The 19,980-nt window shown below is 25.1% G+C and carries 16 protein-coding genes, 4 tRNA genes and 2 rRNA genes (1 of these 22 cut by a window edge); 11 read left to right on the forward strand and 11 right to left on the reverse strand.

Annotation, left to right across the window (positions count from 1 at the left end; translation table 11 throughout):
• The 4 genes from H0H76_RS01550 to H0H76_RS01565 form a co-directional block, all read right to left on the reverse strand.
• A 23S ribosomal RNA gene (locus H0H76_RS01550) occupies positions 1-1,094 on the reverse strand (it extends 1,852 nt beyond the left edge of the window).
• Positions 1,095-1,149: 55 nt separating this feature from the next.
• Positions 1,150-1,223, reverse strand: a tRNA-Ala gene (locus tag H0H76_RS01555).
• 7 nt (positions 1,224-1,230) lie between these two features.
• Positions 1,231-1,304 (reverse strand) — tRNA-Ile (locus H0H76_RS01560).
• 117 nt (positions 1,305-1,421) lie between these two features.
• A 16S ribosomal RNA gene (locus tag H0H76_RS01565) occupies positions 1,422-2,963 on the reverse strand.
• Together the 16S and 23S rRNA genes with 2 tRNA genes alongside form the textbook arrangement of a ribosomal RNA operon.
• Positions 2,964-3,179: 216 nt before the next feature.
• Between H0H76_RS01565 and queA the strand changes: the two genes are divergently transcribed.
• The 3 genes from queA to topA all read left to right on the forward strand — a co-directional run bounded on the left by queA (position 3,180) and on the right by topA (position 7,407).
• Entirely contained in the window at positions 3,180-4,223 is a 1,044-nt protein-coding gene (gene queA, locus H0H76_RS01570; protein ID WP_185855301.1) for a tRNA preQ1(34) S-adenosylmethionine ribosyltransferase-isomerase QueA, read from the forward strand.
• A gap of 84 nt (positions 4,224-4,307) precedes the next feature.
• Positions 4,308-5,285, forward strand: coding sequence for a polyprenyl synthetase family protein (locus H0H76_RS01575; protein WP_185855302.1), 978 nt, complete (start codon positions 4,308-4,310; stop codon positions 5,283-5,285).
• Positions 5,286-5,295: 10 nt separating this feature from the next.
• Positions 5,296-7,407 carry a type I DNA topoisomerase gene (gene topA / locus H0H76_RS01580; protein WP_185855303.1) on the forward strand — a complete coding sequence of 704 codons (2,112 nt, stop codon included), beginning with the start codon at positions 5,296-5,298 and terminating at the stop codon, positions 7,405-7,407.
• 11 nt (positions 7,408-7,418) lie between these two features.
• On the opposite strand, the gene H0H76_RS01585 is transcribed toward topA, so the two are convergent.
• Positions 7,419-7,841, reverse strand: coding sequence for a hypothetical protein (locus H0H76_RS01585; RefSeq protein ID WP_185855304.1), 423 nt, complete (start codon positions 7,839-7,841; stop codon positions 7,419-7,421).
• A 199-nt stretch (positions 7,842-8,040) separates the two neighbouring features.
• Here H0H76_RS01585 and rsmI point away from each other — a divergent pair, with 199 nt between their 5' ends.
• Positions 8,041-8,715, forward strand: coding sequence for a 16S rRNA (cytidine(1402)-2'-O)-methyltransferase (gene rsmI, locus H0H76_RS01590; protein WP_185855305.1), 675 nt, complete (start codon positions 8,041-8,043; stop codon positions 8,713-8,715).
• Here the strand turns inward: rsmI and asd are convergent.
• A complete protein-coding gene (gene asd, locus H0H76_RS01595) occupies positions 8,712-9,704 on the reverse strand; it encodes an aspartate-semialdehyde dehydrogenase (RefSeq protein WP_185855306.1) in 993 nt (330 codons plus the stop codon). The genes rsmI and asd overlap by 4 nt on opposite strands.
• Positions 9,705-9,772: 68 nt before the next feature.
• On the opposite strand from asd, the gene gmk reads away from it, so the two are divergent.
• Positions 9,773-10,336, forward strand: coding sequence for a guanylate kinase (gene gmk, locus H0H76_RS01600; protein ID WP_185855307.1), 564 nt, complete (start codon positions 9,773-9,775; stop codon positions 10,334-10,336).
• Positions 10,337-10,561: 225 nt separating this feature from the next.
• On the opposite strand, the gene H0H76_RS01605 is transcribed toward gmk, so the two are convergent.
• A tRNA-Asn gene (locus tag H0H76_RS01605) sits at positions 10,562-10,635 on the reverse strand.
• A 23-nt stretch (positions 10,636-10,658) separates the two neighbouring features.
• The gene (locus H0H76_RS01610) at positions 10,659-11,096 is read right to left on the reverse strand and encodes an RpiB/LacA/LacB family sugar-phosphate isomerase (RefSeq protein ID WP_185855308.1); all 438 of its coding nucleotides are present in this window, start codon (positions 11,094-11,096) and stop codon (positions 10,659-10,661) included.
• 334 nt (positions 11,097-11,430) lie between these two features.
• On the opposite strand from H0H76_RS01610, the gene H0H76_RS01615 reads away from it, so the two are divergent.
• The 5 genes from H0H76_RS01615 to H0H76_RS01635 all read left to right on the forward strand — a co-directional run bounded on the left by H0H76_RS01615 (position 11,431) and on the right by H0H76_RS01635 (position 14,591).
• Positions 11,431-12,645: a phosphoglycerate kinase gene (locus H0H76_RS01615; protein ID WP_185855309.1), complete on the forward strand. Its 1,215-nt coding sequence runs from the start codon at positions 11,431-11,433 to the stop codon at positions 12,643-12,645.
• A 68-nt stretch (positions 12,646-12,713) separates the two neighbouring features.
• A complete protein-coding gene (locus H0H76_RS01620) occupies positions 12,714-13,325 on the forward strand; it encodes a superoxide dismutase (RefSeq protein ID WP_238783857.1) in 612 nt (203 codons plus the stop codon).
• A 10-nt stretch (positions 13,326-13,335) separates the two neighbouring features.
• Complete coding sequence (gene folB / locus H0H76_RS01625) at positions 13,336-13,683, forward strand: dihydroneopterin aldolase (RefSeq protein WP_185855310.1); 348 nt, start codon at positions 13,336-13,338, stop codon at positions 13,681-13,683.
• Positions 13,684-13,688: 5 nt separating this feature from the next.
• Positions 13,689-13,759 (forward strand) — tRNA-Cys (locus tag H0H76_RS01630).
• Between the two features lie 64 nt (positions 13,760-13,823).
• Positions 13,824-14,591 carry a uroporphyrinogen-III synthase gene (locus tag H0H76_RS01635; protein WP_185855311.1) on the forward strand — a complete coding sequence of 256 codons (768 nt, stop codon included), beginning with the start codon at positions 13,824-13,826 and terminating at the stop codon, positions 14,589-14,591.
• 17 nt (positions 14,592-14,608) lie between these two features.
• Here H0H76_RS01635 and glmS read toward each other — a convergent pair whose 3' ends face one another.
• Complete coding sequence (gene glmS, locus H0H76_RS01640; RefSeq protein ID WP_185855312.1) at positions 14,609-16,471, reverse strand: glutamine--fructose-6-phosphate transaminase (isomerizing); 1,863 nt, start codon at positions 16,469-16,471, stop codon at positions 14,609-14,611.
• A 32-nt stretch (positions 16,472-16,503) separates the two neighbouring features.
• On the reverse strand, positions 16,504-17,316 hold the full coding sequence (locus H0H76_RS01645) for a glycogen/starch synthase (RefSeq protein ID WP_185855313.1): 813 nt from the start codon (positions 17,314-17,316) through the stop codon (positions 16,504-16,506).
• A gap of 167 nt (positions 17,317-17,483) precedes the next feature.
• Between H0H76_RS01645 and rnr the strand changes: the two genes are divergently transcribed.
• The gene (gene rnr, locus H0H76_RS01650; RefSeq protein WP_185855314.1) at positions 17,484-19,436 is read left to right on the forward strand and encodes a ribonuclease R; all 1,953 of its coding nucleotides are present in this window, start codon (positions 17,484-17,486) and stop codon (positions 19,434-19,436) included.
• A 15-nt stretch (positions 19,437-19,451) separates the two neighbouring features.
• Here the strand turns inward: rnr and coaD are convergent, their stop codons facing one another.
• The gene (gene coaD / locus H0H76_RS01655; RefSeq protein WP_185855315.1) at positions 19,452-19,934 is read right to left on the reverse strand and encodes a pantetheine-phosphate adenylyltransferase; all 483 of its coding nucleotides are present in this window, start codon (positions 19,932-19,934) and stop codon (positions 19,452-19,454) included.
• Between the last annotated feature and the right edge of the window lie 46 nt (positions 19,935-19,980).

The raw sequence follows: 19,980 nt of genomic DNA on the forward strand, positions 1-19,980 counted from the left end.
GTTTAAGTGATTAAACTCCGTTATATCAACTTAATATATACTTTGGGGCCTTAACTGATGGTCTGGGTTGTTTCCCTCTTGGACATGGACCTTAGCACCCACGCCCTCACTATCGTGAAACATAATAACAGCATTCGGAGTTTGTCAGGAATCAGTAGGTGATGAAACCCCTTCATCCAATCAGTAGCTCTACCTCTGTATTACTTAACACGATGCTGCACCTAAATGCATTTCGGGGAGAACGAGCTATTTCCGAGTTTGATTGGCCTTTCACCCCTATCCACAAGTCATCCGAAGACTTTTCAACGTCTACCGGTTCGGTCCTCCACTATGTGTTACCACAGCTTCAACCTGCTCATGGATAGATCACTCGGTTTCGCGTCTAATACCTCCGACTTAATCGCCCTATTAAGACTCGCTTTCGCTACGGCTTCATAGCTAAACTACTTAACCTTGCCGAAGAAATTAACTCGTAGGTTCATTATGCAAAAGGCACGACGTCACCTTAATAAAAAGCTCCGTCAGTTTGTAAGCGTATGGTTTCAGGATCTATTTCACCCTTCTATTCGAAGTACTTTTCACCTTTCCCTCACGGTACTAGTTCACTATCGGTCTCTGAGGAGTATTTAGCCTTACCGGATGGTCCCGGTAGATTCAGACAAGATTTCACGTGTCCCGTCCTAATCAGGTTACTACTTAGGTAATTATTTTGTTTCACATACAGGAATTTCACCTTCTATGATTGATTATTCCAAATCATTCTGTTACAAAATAATAGTCCATTGTTGTAGACCTACTACCCCATTATAGCCAAAAACTATAATGGTTTGGGCTGTTTCGTTTTCGCTCGCCACTACTAACGAAATCACTGTTGTTTTCTCTTCCTCTAGATACTTAGATGTTTCAGTTCTCTAGGTTTGCATTACTTTTTAAAAAAAAGTAATATCACATTATTAAATATGATAGGTTACCCCATTCGGAAATCTGCGGATTAATTTGTATGTGCCAATCCCCGCAGCTTATCGCAGCTTATCACGTCCTTCTTCGCCTCTCAGAGCCAAGGCATCCCCCATACGCCCTTAATTAGCTTTTTGTATCATTTCTCTTATGTCAAAGAACTTGTTATTAAATCAAAATATGGAGAATAAATGGAGAATATCGGAATCGAACCGATGACCTCCTGCGTGCAAAACAGGCGCTCTACCTGTCTGAGCTAATTCCCCAACCAAATAGTCCCGCGCGGAGTTGAACCGCGGCCCTCTACATTATCAGTGTAGCGCTCTAACCATCTGAGCTACGAGACTGATTGAGCAATCAATCTCCACCAAATATCAAATATCAGTATCAATTATCAATAAACGTAAAATTAAAAAAAAAGCTTCTAATCCCTAATTAAATAATTTTCTTTAATAAACTCTAAAAAAAGAGATGTTCCAGCCGCACCTTCCGGTACGGCTACCTTGTTACGACTTAGCCCCAGTTATCGATTTTACCTTAGTTAGCTCCTTTTATGGTCACCAATTTTAGGTCCCCCCGACTTCCATGGCTTGACGGGCGGTGTGTACAAGGCCCGGGAACATATTCACCGCATCATGGCTGATATGCGATTACTAGCGATTCCAACTTCATAGAGTCGAGTTGCAGACTCCAATCCGAACTGAGATCGGTTTTTAGAGATTAGCTACTGATCACCCAGTTGCAACCCTTTGTACCGACCATTGTAGCACGTGTGTCGCCCAAGATATAAGAGCCGTGATGATTTGACGTCGTCCCCACCTTCCTCTCGACTTACGTCGGCAGTCTTGCTAGAGTCCCCGACTTTACTCGATGGCAACTAACAATAGGGGTTGCGCTCGTTGAGGGACTTAACCCAACACCTCACGGCACGAGCTGACGACAACCATGCAGCATCTTGTACTCCGTCCGAAGACTAAACTATTTCTAATTTATTCGTAGTACATTTAAACCTTGGTAAGGTTCCTCGCGTATCATCGAATTAAACCACATGCTCCACCGCTTGTGCGGGCCCCCGTCAATTCCTTTGAGTTTCAGCCTTGCGACCGTACTCCCCAGGTGGATCACTTATCACTTTCGCTTAGTCACTGAAAAAAAAATCCAACAACTAGTGATCATAGTTTACGGCGTGGACTACCAGGGTATCTAATCCTGTTTGCTCCCCACGCTTTCGTACCTCAGCGTCAGTATAGATTTAGTAACTTGCTTTCGCGATTGGTGTTCTGTGTGATATCTATGCATTTCACCGCTACACCACACATTCCAGCTACTTCAATCTCACTCAAGTATATCAGTTTCAATAGCACTTTTAACAGTTAAGCTGCAACATTTCACTACTGACTTAACATACCGCCTACATACCCTTTAAACCCAATAAAACCGGATAACGCTTGTGTCCTCCGTATTACCGCGGCTGCTGGCACGGAGTTTGCCGACACTTATTCGTATAGTACCTTCAAAATTCCTATCTCGTAAGAATCTTTATTCCTAAACAAAAGCAGTTTACAACCCATAAGGCATTCTTCCTGCACGCGGCGTGGCTGGTTCAGAGTTTCCTCCATTGACCAATATTCCTCACTGCTGCCTCCCGTAGGAGTCTGGTCCGTATCTCAGTACCAGTGTGGGGGATCACCCTCTCAGGTCCCCTACCGATCATTGTCTTGGTAAGCTCTTACCCTACCAACTAACTAATCGGGTGCACGCCCATCTTTTGCCACATTTCTGCTTTAATAAAAATATCATATGATATTTTTATATTATAGAACATTAATCCAAGTTTCCTCAGGCTATTTTCTTGCAAAAGGTAGGTTACGTACATGTTACTCACCCGTCCGCCGGTCGCCATCAAAATCAATATTAAAAATAAAGACTTTATGTTGCCCCTCGACTTGCATGTGTTAGGCCCGCCGCTAGCGTTCATCCTGAGCCAGGATCAAACTCTCCGTTGTAAAAAAATTATCAAATACACAAATTGTTATTAAAAGATCCTTAATAATCAGGTATAGAAGCTTTTATATGCTTAATATGAAAAGAACAATAAAAATGTGAATATACACATTTTTTATAAATATATACATATTTTTTTATAACTAGAAAAAAATCACATATTTTTACAAAAAAATTTATCAAAGTTAATAATATTATTAATACAATTTCATATGAATATGAGGACCTCAGATTTTGACTTTGAATCTCCAACAGATCTTATTGCAAAATTTCCTTCTAAAGAAAGAGATGAATCTAGATTAATGGTTATTCACAGAAATAATAAAAATATTGAACATAAACGTTTTAAAGATTTACATAAATATTTTGAAGAAGGAGATATTTTAATATTAAATAATACAAAAGTTTTTCCAGCAAGAATATTTGGTAATAAAGAAAAAACAGACGCAAAAATAGAAGTATTTCTACTTAGAGAATTAGATTCTGAAGACAGGACTTGGGATGTTTTAGTAGATCCAGCTAGAAAAGTTAGAGTAGGAAATAAACTAAATTTTGGATATGGGTTAACAGGAGAAGTTATAGATAATACAACATCTAGAGGAAGGATCCTTCAACTTAATTTTGAAGGACCCCATAAAAATCTAATAAAAAAGATAAAAGAATTAGGAAAAACACCTTTACCTAAGTATATTGATAGAAATCCAGAAAATATTGATAAAGAACGTTATCAAACTGTTTATGCAAAAATAGAAGGATCTGTAGCTGCTCCTACTGCAGGTTTACATTTTTCCAAACATTTATTAAAAAAATTAGAAATAAAGGGAATTCACCTAATAGAAATTACTTTACATTTAGGATTAGGTGGATTCCTACCAGTAGAAGTAGAAGATATATCAAAACACAAAATGGATTCTGAAAAGTGTTTTATAAGCGAAAACTCATGTAAATTTATAAATGAAGCTATAAAAAATAAAAAAAAAATTTGTGCAGTTGGGACCTCTTCTATGAGAGCAATAGAAAGTTCAGTATCTTCTACTAAAAATTTAAATCCTTTTATAGGATGGACAAATAAATTTATTTTTCCTCCTTATAATTTTAGCATAGCTAATTCCATGATTACAAATTTTCATATGCCAAAATCTACATTACTAATGATGACAGCAGCGTTTTCTGGATTTAGTTTAATTATGAAAGCCTATAAAATAGGTATACAAAAAAAATACAAATTTTATTCATATGGAGATGCTATGTTAATTATATAAATATATAATATCCTGTAAAAAGAAAATTCTGATTTTTTTATAAAAAAAATATAAAATTTATCAAAAATTTCATAATTATTTACGATGAAATTAATTTTGGATAAAATAAAAATTTCAATAAAAAAAGAAATAAAAGAATTCGAAAAACAATTCATTAGTATAATTAAAAGTAGTAATGTTACACTTATAAATCAAATTAATCATTATATCACAAATAGAAAAGGTAAACTTATAAGACCTATGTTCGTTTTTTTGATTGCTAAAATGTTAGGTAAAATTCAAAAAAAAACATATCATACAGCATGTTTAATAGAATTAATACATACAGCTACACTTGTTCATGATGACGTTGTAGATAATAGTAATTTTAGAAGAGGATCATTTTCTGTTAATGCCATATGGAAAAATAAGATAGCAGTTTTAATTGGTGATTATTTATTATCTAAAAGTCTTTTATTAGCTACAAATAATAATTATACAGATATTTTAAAAATTATTTGCAACACTGTAAAAAATATGAGTGAAGGAGAATTATTGCAAATAGAAAAATCAAAAAAATTTAACATTACCGAAAAAACTTATAACAAAATAATTTATAAAAAAACAGCTAGTCTAATTGCTACTTCTTGTGAATGTGGAGCTCTTTCAGTAAGTGCAAATGAAGAAAATATATTAAAAATGAAAAAGTTTGGAATTTTTATTGGAATAGCTTTTCAAATTAAAGATGACTTATTTGATTATAAATACGAAAATAATTTTACTGGTAAACCAATAGGTCTGGATATTAAAGACAATAAAATTACTCTGCCTCTAATATATACTATTAGAAATGCATCAAAAAAAGATCAAGAATGGATATTAAATGCAATAAAAAATTATGATTATAAAAAAAGAAATAAAATAATAAATTATGTTAAAGAATACGGAGGATTAGAATATGCTATTAAAAAAATGAAAAAATTTAGAAATTACGCACTAAAAATATTAGAATTATATCCAGAAGGAAAAACAAAAAATGCATTAAAAACAATGGTAAATTTTATTATTGAAAGGAATCAATAAAATAGTTTATATGAAAAAAAATTTAGTAATTGTAGAATCTCCTGTAAAAGCTAATACTATACAAAAATTTCTTGGAGATGAATATAATGTTGTATCAAGTTATGGACATATAATTGATTTGCCAGAAAAAAAAATAGGGATTCAAATTAAAAATAACTTTAAACCTGATTACGTAATTCCATATAATAAAAAAAAAATAGTAAAAAATCTTAAATCATTAATAGATAGTTATAATACTATATGGTTAGCATCTGATGAAGATAGAGAAGGAGAAGCAATTGCATATCAAATATGTACTTTTTTTAATATTCCTAAAAATAAATATAAAAGAATTGTTTTTCATGAAATTACAAAAAAAGCAATTATTAATGCAATTAATAATCCTAGAAAAATAAATAAAAATTTAGTTTATGCGCAGCAAACAAGAAGAATATTAGATAGATTAGTAGGATTTCAATTATCTCCTATATTATGGAAAAAAATAAATAATGGACTTTCAGCAGGAAGAGTACAATCAGCTGCAGTTAGATTAATAGTAGAACAAGAAGAAAAAATTAAAAATTTTATACCATCTTCATATTATCAAGTTGATGGATATTTTTTTAACAAACAAAAAAAATTACATGCTAGACTTTACAAAGAAATTACAAATGAAAACAAGTTAAAAGAACTTTTTTTTTCATGTATAAAAGATAAAAATAATTTTATAGTAAAAAAAATTATAAAATCTAACCAAAAAAAATCACCACATAGACCCTTTACTACATCATCTTTACAACAGTATGCTTGTAATAAATTATATTTTTCTGTAGCAAAAACTATGTTTTTATCTCAAAAGTTATATGAAAAAGGTTTCATAACATATATACGTACTGATAGTACAAAATTATCAAATTTTATAATACAAAATATAGAAAAATATATAATTAGTTGTTATGGACAAAAATACTTATCAATAAGAAATACATATCCTTCTAAAAAATTTTCTCAAGAAGCTCATGAAGCAATTCGTCCTACTAAAATTAAATATGATGAAAATTATTTACAATTTTTAAGTATTTCAGAAAAAAAACTTTATAAAATAATTTGGGAACGAACTATTATGAGTCAAATGTCTGACGCAATATTTGAAATATTAAATTTTTATATAGAATCTTCTTCATCAAAAGATATTTTTATACACACTAAAAAATATATATTATTTGATGGTTTTATAAAAATTTCAAACGAAAAATTAAAAGAAAATGAAGAATATAATTCATTAAAAATAAAAGAAGGTACTTTATTAAAAAATGAACAAATTATTGCAAAACAAATATTTAAAAAACATCCTTATAGGTATAATGAAGCTTCATTAGTAAAAAATTTAGAATCTTTAGGAATTGGCCGTCCATCTACTTATGTTCCTATTATATATACTATTCAAAAAAGAAATTATGTTATTAATCAAAAGGCTATAAAACAAACAGAAAAAAGAATAATATTAACATTAAAAGATGATACTATCAATAAAAAAATAGAAAATATAGTAAGAACAGAAAAAAATAGATTTGTACCTACGGAAATTGGAGTAATAACTACTGATTTTTTAAAAAAAAATTTTCAGGAAATTGTAAATTTTAATTTTACTGCAAATCTAGAAAAAAGTTTTGATGATATAGCTAAAGGAGAAATTAATTGGATTGATATCATTAATGAATTTTATAAAAAATTTTATGAAAAAATAAAGTATGTAAAAAAACATACAAAAAAAATTCATAAAGAACATTTTATTGGTATAGATATTAAATCTAAAAAAAAAATTTTTGCAAAAATAGCGAAATTTGGTCCTGTATTGCAAATAGGTGAGTTTGGGGACGAAGTTAAACCAAAATTTATTCCATTATTAAATAAACAAAAATTAAATAGAATTACTTTACAAAAAGCATTAAAAATAATTGAACTTCCAAAATCGTTAGGTTTTTTTAAAGAAAAAGAAATTTTTTTAAACATAAACAAATACAACATATTTATAAAATATGATAAAAAATTCATTCCAATTGATGAAAAAATATTTTTTAATTATTCAATTGGTTTACAAGAAGCAATTAAAATAATTAATAATTATAAAAAAAGTAAATAAAATAAAATATTTTAACCATCAAAATATCTTTGATTCAAATAAGTTGTTGGATAAGCTTGATCATGTCCAGTTCTTCTAACGTGATCTAAGTATTTTGGTATATAAGATAAAGCTTTTACTCTATCAGATAAATTCATATTATTCCATATATTTTCAGCCATTTTTTTTTTACCTACTTTATATTTATAATCTTTCCAAAATCTATTAAAAGATAAATCAGTAGGAATTTCTTCTATAGAAAAAGATGATTTTGAATTTTTCATTTTATTTATAATAGATTCATTATAAGGCAAGTATTTTCCAATCCATATATAATGTGATAAAGATAATTTATCTGGGAAAACTACCTCTCTTAAAAATCCGTTTAAATCATATTTAAATATAATATCTCCAGATACTATAGGACTTCTGAATATGTATTTCTTACCTCTCATTACTACTTATTTCATGAACATTCATATTTTTTACTTTTAATATTGTATTTTATACTGTATTTTTTAATGTTTTTTTATATGAATTATCATGTTATATTAAAAAATGGAGAAAAAAATTTACTATAATGTTATAGACATTTTAATAAAAGTTATAAATTTTTACCTAAAAAAATAGGATTATTATTAAAATTTATTACAAATGTTATACATTGTACCTACTCCTATAGGAAATATGGAAGATTTCACATTTAGAGGATTACGTATCTTAAAAGAAGTGAATATAATATTAGTAGAAAATTATCAAACATCTAGAAAACTTTTAAATTTATATAATATAAAAACTCCAGTTAAAAAATATAATATTTATAATGAACATAAACTAACTCCTAGTATTATAAATGAAATGAAAAAAGGAAAAAAATTTGCATTAATATCTAATGCCGGAACTCCTGGTATATCTGATCCAGGATATATGATAATTAGAACTTGTATACAACATTTTGTAGATGTAGAATGTTTACCTGGTGCTACTGCATTAATACCTGCACTAGTAAATTCAGGAATTCCTATTGATGAATTCACTTTTATTGGATTTTTACCTAAAAAAAAAAATAAAAAAAAATTAAAAAATTTATCTAAAGAAAACAGAACAATAGTTCTATATGAGTCTCCACATAGATTATTAAAAACATTAAACAATATTAAAATTTTTTTTGGGATAAATAGAAATGTTGTTTTATGTAAAGAAATGACAAAAATATTTCAAAAAATATTAAGAGGAAAAATAGAAAATATTTTACTATACTATAAAAATTTAAATAAAATATTAGGAGAATATACTATTATCATTGAAAAAGATTTAGAAAAAAATTAAATGTAATTTTTACTTATTAAGTATTCTGCTATTTGAACTGCATTAGTAGCTGCACCTTTTCGTAAATTATCTGATACTATCCAAAGATTAATAGAATTTGGAAAATGTAAATCTTTACGAATTCTTCCAACAAAAACCTCATCTTTACCTTGTGCATATAAAGGCATTGGATAAATATTTCTATATGGATCATCAAAAAGTATAATCCCTTCTGATTCAAATAAAATTTTACGAATTACATTTATATTTGGATTATCTTTAAACGTTATGTTAACACTTTCAGAATGACCACCAGTTACAGGAACTCTTACCGATGTAGCAGTTACAGAAATTTTTTTATCATTCATTATTTTCTTTGTTTCTTGCATTAATTTTATTTCTTCTATAGTATATCCATTTTCTGAAAATTCATCACAATGAGGTAAAACATTATTGTAAATAGGATATGGATATACTTTTTTATAATTCAAATTTCCTTTTTTTTCATTTTCTAATTGGTCTAAAGCTTTTCTACCAGTTCCTGTTACAGACTGGTAAGTAGATATTATTACTCTTTTTATATTATATTTTATATGTAAAGGAAATAAAACCATAACTAATTGTATAGTAGAACAGTTTGGATTTGCTATAATTCTATCATTTTTATTCAATAAATGAGCATTTATTTCTGGAACAATTAATTTTTTATCATGATCCATTCTCCATGCAGAAGAATTATCTATAATAATAGATCCTATATTAGAAAATTTTAATGCCCATTTTTTTGAAATAGCACTACCAGCTGAAAACAAAACTAAATTTGGTTTTTTTAAAAATAAGTCATGTATTTTAATTATTGTGTGATTTTTATTATTAAATAATAATTTTTTTCCCACAGATCTATCAGAAGCAGAAATATATAATTTTTTAATCGGAAATTTTTTTTCTTCTAAAATTTTCAATATAATTCTACCTACCAATCCAGTAGCTCCTACAATTCCTAATATCATAATTATTATATATAAAAATTTAACTTATTTAGTTACAAAAAAAATCAAATTTAGCAAATTAATTTATAATGAAAAAAGAAAAAATTATCATTATATCAGGACCATCTGGTTCAGGAAAAACTACTATTTCACATTTTTTACTTTCAAAAATACCAGATTTAGAACTTTCTATATCATGTACTACACGTAAAAAACGAAATTATGAAAAACACGGAAAAGATTATTACTTTATTTCCATAAAAACTTTTTTTTCAAAAATAAAAACATACCAGTTTATAGAATGGGAAGAAGTTTATAAACAACAATTTTACGGAACATTAAAAAGTGAAATATACAGGATTTGGAATAAAAAAAAAATAATTTTATTTGATGTTGATGTAAAAGGAAGTTTGAATATAAAAAAACAATATCCAAATAATTCATTATCTATATTTATAATGGTTAAATCTATTAATATTCTAAAAAATAGACTATTTAAAAGAAAATACGAAAACTCATATAATATAGATATTCGTTTGAAAAAAGCAAAACAGGAAAATAATTTTTCTCATTTATTTGATTCAGTACTATTAAACGATGATATATTAAAAACGAAAATGAAAATTGTTAAATTAATTGAATCTTTTATTTAAGTTAAACAAAGTATTCAATAAATATTCAAATTAAAGATTTAAATTTAATTTAATATTAATATATTAATATATTTTATAATAATTTAAGTTTATGTATTTATGGACTTAAACAAGCATGTAGTTAAACAAGTTAAAATTATACAATTTAACTAAAATTGTACTATATCTAACTTAACCTAGCTTTAGTTTAATTACATTTTTATATTTATATTTTATAAAAAAAAACTCCTCAGGCTGGATTCGAACCAGCGACACCCTGATTAACAGTCAGATGCTCTAACCAGCTGAGCTACTGAGGATTTTTAATCATATATTTGTATTATTAATTTAATTTTTTAAACATTTTTTCTATTCTTATAATATGTCTTCCTCCTTCGAAATTTGTATTAATAAAAATATCTACAATGTCTAATAATTCATTACTAATTATGAATCGTGCAGGTAAACTTATAACATTAGCATTATTATGTTTTTTAGCTAAAAAAGATATTTCTTTATTCCATACAAGTGCGGCACGAATTTTACTATATTTATTAGCTATAATTGCAGCACCATTTCCACTTCCACACAAAATAATTCCATAATTAGCAATTCCTTTTTCAACAAAATTTACTGTAGGATGAATAAAATCTGGATAATCTACTTTTTTTTCGTAACTATAACAACCAAAGTCTTTTATTTTATATCCTTTTTTTTTTAAAAAACCTATTATCAAATATTTGTAATAAACTCCAGTATGATCAGAACCTATTGCTATCATATTTTTTGCATAAAAAAAATTAACATGTATTATATTAATATTAAATTAACATGTATATGTATATATGTATACGTATACACTGTATACATGTAATAATAATAACATGTAATAATATAATAATAATAAAATAATAAAAATAAAAAAAAATAATATAAAAAAAATATAAATATATTTAATTAAAACTAAATATATTATATAAATATAATATAAATATAATATACAACATTATTATTATTATTAATTATTATTTAAATAATAATAATTTTAATATAGTATATCTAACTCTAACATAAACATATAAATAGCATATAAAATATATTAAAAAACTTATTTTATGATAATTAAAAACATTAATAATTTTAATTTTGAAAATAAAATTGCTTTAATAAGAGTTGATTATAATGTTCCTATAAACAATAATTATGAAATAATAGATGATACAAGAATACAGTATAGTATTCCTACTATACAAAAAATAATTTGCGAAAAAGGAAAAGTTGTTCTTATTTCTCATTTTGGAAGACCAAAAGGTAAACGATTAAAAAATCTATCTTTAAAATTTTTAGTTCCTTTTTTGACAAAAAAGTTTGGTATTCCAGTAAAATTTTGTGATGATTGTATAGGAAATAACGTAATAAATAAAATTAAAAAATTAAAAAGTGGAGATATTTTATTATTAGAAAATTTGCGTTTTTATAAAGAAGAAGAGGAAGAAAACTACAATTTTGGACAAGAATTATCAAAAAATGGAGATATTTACGTTAATGATGCTTTTAGTGTAGCTCATAGGAATCATAGTTCAATAATAACAACACCAAAATTTTTTTTGGAAAAAAAATGCATGGGTTTTCTTATGAAAAAAGAAATAGAAAATTTTAAAAAGTTTTTTTCAGGACAACATAAAAAACCTATTACAGTTATATTAGGAGGTTCAAAAGTATCTTCAAAATTAAATATTATTAAAAGTTTAATTGATTTTTCTAATTTTATTTTAATAGGAGGTGGGATGGCATATCCTTTTATTAAAAAAAAATATGGGGGAAAAATAGGAAATTCTCTTACTGAAAAATATAGTATTATTGAAAATACATTAGAAGAAATTCTATCAGAACTAAATAAAAAAAATAAAAATAATATTCTATTGTTTCCAAAAGATGTTGTTATATCAAAAACATTTGACAATAATAAAAATACTAAAATTGTTCCTATACACTCAATTCCAAATGGATGGATAGGTTTAGATATAGGTCCAAAATCAATAAAATATTTTTGTAACATTATTGAAAAATCAAAAACAATTTTATGGAATGGGCCATTAGGAGTTTTTGAATTTTCAAATTTCTCTATAGGAACAAAAAAAATAGCAAAAAAAATATCAGAAATAACAAAAAACGGAGCCTACTCTTTAGTAGGAGGAGGAGATTCCATTGCTGCATTAAAAATGGAAAAATGTGAAAAAAAAGTTAGTTATTTATCTACAGGAGGTGGCTCAATGTTAGAAATATTAAAAAATAAAGTTCTTCCTGGAATAAAATCCTTATATATATAACAAGTTTTTAATTATATTTATTTTTTTTTTAATTATATTTGTTTCTTCTAAAAAAAAATAAAAAAATTATGTCATTTAAAATACCTAAACTACCATATTCTTATGAAGATTTAGAACCTTTTATAGATAAGAAAACGATGGAAATTCATTATACAAAACATCATGCTACTTATACAGAAAATTTAAATAAATTTATTTCTGGAACAGACATGATTAATTTATCTATTGAAGAAATTCTTAGAAGAGCTCATATAGAAGTTCCAGGTATACGAAATAATAGTGGAGGATATTACAATCATAATATATTTTGGGAAATATTAATACCTAATGAAAAATTTGAAAATCCAAGTATAAATTTTTCTAATATTTTAGAAAGAGATTTTAAATCTTTTAATTCTTTTAAAGAAAAATTTACAAATTTAGCTATGAATTGTTTCGGTTCCGGATGGACATGGTTATGTGTAAAAAATAAAAAACTAACTATTTGTTCTACAGCAAATCAAGATAATCCACTTATGTATGGTATGGGATGTGAAGGAATTCCAATATTAGGATTAGATGTTTGGGAACATGCGTATTATCTTAAATATCAAAATAGAAGAATAGATTACATTTCATCATTTTGGAAAATTATTAATTGGAAAAAAGTCGAAAAAAATTACATAAATAATATAAAGTAAATAAATTATAATGGGAAAAATAATTTTGAATAAAATCAAATTATTTGGACATCATGGATGTATTCCAGAAGAAAAATTTATTGGTAATAATTATTTAATAAATCTAGAAATAGAAGTTGATTTTTCCAATGCATATATTAATGATGAATTATCTTCAACTATAGATTATGTGCATTTATATAGTATTGTAAAAGAAGAAATGAAAATAAGGTCTAAATTAATGGAACATTTAGCAAAAAGGATAATTACTAAATTAAAAATTTTCAAAAAACTGAAATATGCAAAAATAAAAATTTGCAAAAAAAATCCTCCATTAAAAGGAATAATAGAAGAAGTTTGTGTTGTACTAGAAGAATAAATTTTGGCACGGTGGCCGAATGGTTAGGCAAAGGTCTGCAAAACCTTTTATAGCGGTTCAATTCCGCTCTGTGCCTTCTATAATATAAATAATATATTTATATTTGTTTTAACATTAACAAAGATTTTTTCTAAAAAAATATGAGGATAAATAACATACTTATTTCACAACCTCTTACTGGTGGGTCAAATTCACCATATTTAGAGCTTAGTAAAAATAAAAATGTGAATATATACTTCAGATCTTTCATAGAGATAATAGGAGCCTCATCTAACGATGTTAGAAAACAAAAAATAGATTTTTCTGATTTTACTGTTGTTCTTTTCATAAGTAAAAGATCTGTAGATAATTATTTTAGATTATCTGAATCTATGAGATTCAAAGTTCCAATTACTATGAGATATGTTTGTCAAACAAAAGCTATTGCATATTATTTACAGAAATATATTGTATACAGAAAAAGAAAAATTCATATAGGAAATAGCTCCTTTAAAGATATTATTCCATATATTAAAAAATATTATAAAGAAAAATTTCTTTTACCTTCTTCAGATATTTTAAAACCAGAAATTCCAAATATGCTAAATAAATCTAATGTTTTTTGGAAAAGAGCAATTTTATATAAAACAACTTCAAGCGATTTATCTGATTTAAAACATGTAAATTATGATATTTTGGTTTTTTTTAATCCTGCAGAAATAAAATCATTATTTGAAAATTTTCCTAATTTCAATCAAAATAACATTAAAATAGCAACTTTTGGAAAAAATACTTTAGATGCTGCTGCTCAAGCTGGATTAAAAATTGATATTAAAGTTCCTACACCAGAATTCCCTTCTATGTCTATGGCTTTAGAGGAATACATAAAAAAATATAATTCAATAATAAAAAAAAATAAAGTAAAGTAAAATAATAAAAATATTATTTATTCTACAGTAACAGATTTAGCAAGGTTTCTTGGTTTATCAACATTTTTTCCACATATATCAGCTATTTGATAAGCTAATAATTGTAAAGGAATAATTGTTATTAATGGACTTAATTCTTCTGAAATTTTTGGAATTTTTATAACATGATCAACTAACATCCTTATTTGTATATCTTCTTCATTTATTATTGCTATAATTTTTCCTTTTCTTGCTTTAATTTCTTGTATGTTTGCAATTATTTTTTCGTAATATCTATCTTTTATTGCAATAATAACAATAGGTGTTTTTTCATCTACTAAAGCAATAGGCCCATGTTTCATTTCTGCAGCTGGATATCCTTCTGCGTGAATATAAGATATTTCTTTCAATTTTAAAGACCCTTCTAATGCTACAGGAAAATTTATACCTCTTCCTAAATAAAGAAAGTTATTTACCTTGTAATATATATGAGATATTTTTTTTATGTGTTTATCTATTTTTAAAGTATTGTAAATTTTTTTAGGAATACATATTAATTCTCTGCATAAATTTTTATATAAAGTTTTATCAATTACAGACTTATACTTTCCAATTTTTAATGCTAATAAAATTAGAACTGTAATTTGTGCTGTAAATGATTTTGTAGAAGCTACACCTATTTCAGGTCCAGCATGAGTATATACTCCAGCATTAACATTTCTTGCAATAGATGACCCTACTACATTACAAATACCAAAAACAAAAGCTCCTTTTTCTTTTGCAAGTTTTAAAGCTGACAAAGTATCTGCAGTTTCTCCAGACTGTGAGATTACAATAATTATATCTTTTTTATCTATTATAGGATTTCTATATCTAAATTCTGAAGCATATTCTACTTCTACAGGAATACGAGTAAATTTTTCTAATAAATATTCTCCAATCAAACTAGCATGCCAAGAAGATCCACATGCTATTATAGTAATACATTTAGCATTTATAAATACATTTTTATTAGAATCAATTCCATCAATAGAAATAATAATTTCTTTTTTTTTATTTTGTATTAATAATCTTCCTCTAAGAGTGTTTAAAATAGATTTAGGTTGTTCATATATTTCCTTCAACATAAAATATTTATATTTTCCTTTTTCTATTTCTTTAAGATTAATTTTTAACTTTTCTATAATTGGATTTAGTTTGTGATTGTCAATAATTTTTCTTAAGTCTAATTTTTTATTTTTTTTAATTATAGCCATTTCTCCATCCTTTAAATAAAGGACATTTTTTGTATAATTTATAAAAGGAATAGGATCAGACGATATAAAAAATTCTTTTTCATTTATTCCTAACGCAATAGGACTTCCCAATTTTGCTACTATAATAGTTTCTGGATTATACTTATCTATTATAGCAATAGAATATGCACCAATTATTTCATTTAAAGAAATACGAACAGCTTTTTCTAAAGAAAATTTATTTTCTTTTTTTATATATTCAATCAAGTTTACAAGTACTTCTGTATCAGTTTCACTTTTAAAAGTAAATCCATTCTCTAATAAAATAATTTTTATTGCATGATAATTCTCTATAATTCCATTATGAATCATAATAAGTTCATTAGAATTAGATACATGAGGATGAGCATTAATGTCATCTGGAATTCCATGTGTAGCCCATCTTGTATGTCCTATACCAACAGTCCCTTTCATATTTGTATTAGACAAAAAAATCTTTTTTTCTAATTCAGATACACTTCCTTTTGTTTTGCATATGCTATATTTGTTTTCACAAAAAACAGCAATTCCAGAACTATCATATCCTCTATATTCCAATTTTTTTAAACCGTTAACAAGAAATGGATATGCTTCTTTATAACCAATATAACCAATTATACCACACATTCTAACCTAGAAAATTAGAATTTATATATTATTTAATCAATTCTTTCTAAAATTGTTTCTTTATAAAATTTTTGATAAACAGTTTCTATTTCTTCTACTGGATAGTATTTTAACACAAGTAATTTATTTAACTTTATAAAAGTTTCTATTTCTTCTGGAAAAAAAGTATCACCTTTTATTATAGCATCTGAAAAATACAAACACAATTTCACAATATTCAAGTAATTTGGATTTTCCAGAAATTTTAATTGTTTAGACTTTATCCCATCAAATTTTATTTTTTTTATTATTTCTTTATTTAAATTAAATGAATTATTATAAATAGACGATACTATTCTAGTATTTTTATATATAGGATCATTTTTATAATAAATTTTTACATATAAAGGAATTAACAATGTTATCCATCCATATATATGAATAATATCAGGTTTCCAATTTAGTTTCTTTACTGTTTCTAAAACCCCCTTTGTAAAAAAAATAGCTCTTTCATCATTATCTTTAAAAAAATTTCCATTTTCATCTTTATCTATAGCTTTTCTTTTGAAATATTCTTCATTATCTATAAAATATACTTGCAATTTAGCATCAGGAATAGATGCAACCTTTATCAATAAAGGTTGATCAATATCATTTATTACTAAATTCATACCAGATAAACGAATAACTTCATGTAATTGATGTCTTCTTTCATTTATTATACCAAAACGAGGCATAAATATTCTAACATCATTTCTTTTAGATTGCATAAACTTAGTAGCTTTCAAAACAGATAAAGATATTGTATTATCTGAAGAAAAAGGAAATAAATCTGAAGAAATATATAATATTCTTTTACCTGTCATTTTAGATGAGATTTTTATTTCAGTAGAAAAAACGGAACATCGCAAATATAACAAATAATATCCAATTTTATAAGTAATATCCTTAATCTATAAGGAAAATTATTTTTTATAATAAAATCTTGTAGATTGTATAAAAAAATACTTCCATATACACACTTTTTTTAATTATGAAATTAAAAAAAAAAGAAAAAAAAAGAAATAAAGAATCATTCATTGGAGTTATTAGTATAACTAATCAAGGTTATGCATTTGTAAATATAGAGAATTTTAAAAAAGATATTTTTGTTCCAAAAAACAAAATTAATAGATCCTTAGATGGTGATTTAGTAAAAATTAAGTTATGTAAAAAAAATAAAAAGTTTAAAATACATGGAGAAGTTATAAAAATAGTTAAAAGGAAGAATACAAAATTTATTGGAATTCTATACTTTTGCAAATTCCAAAAATATGGAACAGTTATAGTAAATAGTGGAAAAATATATTTGGAAATTATTATTTCAATTAAACAATTAAAAAACTATAAAGAAAATGATAAAGTATTAGTAAAGATTATTTCTTGGCCAAAAAAATTAAAAAATCCTTTAGGAAAAATTATAAAAACATTTGGTCCTTTTGGAGAATATGATTCTGAATTTTTTTCTTTATTAGAAAAATATAAAATTCCTTTTAATTTTTCAAAAGAAGCTGAAAGTGAAGCAAAAGAAATTTTATCTAAAAAATTTATTGATCTAAAAAATAGAAAGGACATGAGAAATGTAAATACTTTTACTATAGATCCTTTGAATGCAAAAGATTTCGATGATGCTTTATCGGTTAAAAAACTAAAATCAGGATTTTGGGAAATAGGAATACATATATCTGATGTATCTCATTATATTAAAGAAGATGGAATATTAGATAAAGAAGCATTTTCCCGTTCTACATCTATTTACTTTATTGGAAAAGTAGTCCCTATGTTACCAAAAGTATTATCCGATGATCTTTGTTCTTTATTACCTAAAAAAGATAAATTAAGTTTTTCTTTTATTTTTAATATGAATGAAAAAGGAAATATATTAAAAAGCTGGTTAGGAAAAACTATTATACGATCAAATAAAAAATTTACATATAACGAAGTTCAAAAAATTATAGAAGAAAAAAAAGGATATTTTCATGAAGAAATTAATACTTTATTTATTCTTTCTAATATTCTTTTAGAAAAAAGATTAAAAAATGGATCTATTAACATAGAGAAAGATGAAATACGATTTGATTTAGATAGAAAAAAAAATCCAATATCTATTTATTTAGAAAAAAATCAAGATGCTCATCGTTTAATAGAAGAATTTATGTTGTTGACTAATAAAAAAATATCAGAATTTGTTAATAAAAATTTAGAAAAAAAAAAATCTAATAGATTATATATATACAGAGTACACGATGTTCCTGATACAGAAAAAATTTTGTTATTGAAAAAAATTATAGAACCATTAGGATACTTATTAGACATAAAAAACATAAAAAAATCTATTAATAATTTACTGGCTAAAATTAAAGGTAAACCAGAACAAAATATGATTGAAAATCTAATACTACGTTCTATGAGCAAAGCTAAATATTCAATAAATAATATTGGACATTATGGTTTATCTTTTATTTATTATACTCATTTTACTTCTCCAATAAGAAGATATTCAGATATTATTGCCCATCGTTTATTATATTATTACCTAAAAGTAAAAAATTTAAAAAAATGTAAATTAAAATCTATAAGTTATTATGAAAATCAATCAGAATACTGTAGTTTTAAAGAACGTATAGCTATAGATTTAGAAAGAGAATTTATTAAATTTATGCAAGTAAAATTTTTAAGAAAATTTTTAGGAAAAAAATTTTATGGGATTATTACAGGTTTTACTAATTGGAGTGTTTATATAGATTTATTATTATTTCAAACTGAAGGAATGATAAGATTTTGTAATATAAAAGAAGATAATTACACTTTTAACACAGAAAATTATAGTATGATTGGAAAAAATAAAAAAAACATTCATTTTATTGGTGATAAAATAAAAGTAAAACTAATTGATGCAAATTTGGAAAAAAAACAAATTATTCTAGATTGGATTGGAAAAATATAAGTATATGTTTTTATTTTATATTCTTACAGAAGATGGAACAAAAATGGTGTAATCACCACCATTTTTTATAATATCTCTTACTATACAGGAACTAATATAAGATCTTTCAAAAGAAGAAAACAAAAAAACAGTTTCTATTTTATATTTGTTATTTAATATATGATAATTTGCGAATAAAACATCTTTTTCAAATTCAAGATCTAATTGATTACGTATACCTCTTAATAAAAAATTTGCTTTTTTTTCCTTGCAAAAAGATATTGTCAATCCACTAAATGAATCTATATATACTTTATCAGAAAAATCTGAAAAGGTTTTGTATATCCATTTAATTCTTTTTTCAATGGAAAACATATTATTCTTTTTAAAATTATTTCCAACAGCTACAATAATTTTATCAAATAAATTTAAAGCTCTAATAACAATATCATAATGACCCATAGTTATAGGATCAAAAGATCCAGGAAATATTGCTATTTTATTTTTATTATTATTCATTATTAAAAAATAAAAATATGTAATAATACATAAATATAATTTTTAT

It is taken from the genome of Blattabacterium cuenoti, assembly GCF_014251275.1.
In the GTDB taxonomy this organism is placed as follows: Bacteria; Bacteroidota; Bacteroidia; order Flavobacteriales; family Blattabacteriaceae; genus Blattabacterium; species Blattabacterium cuenoti_AG.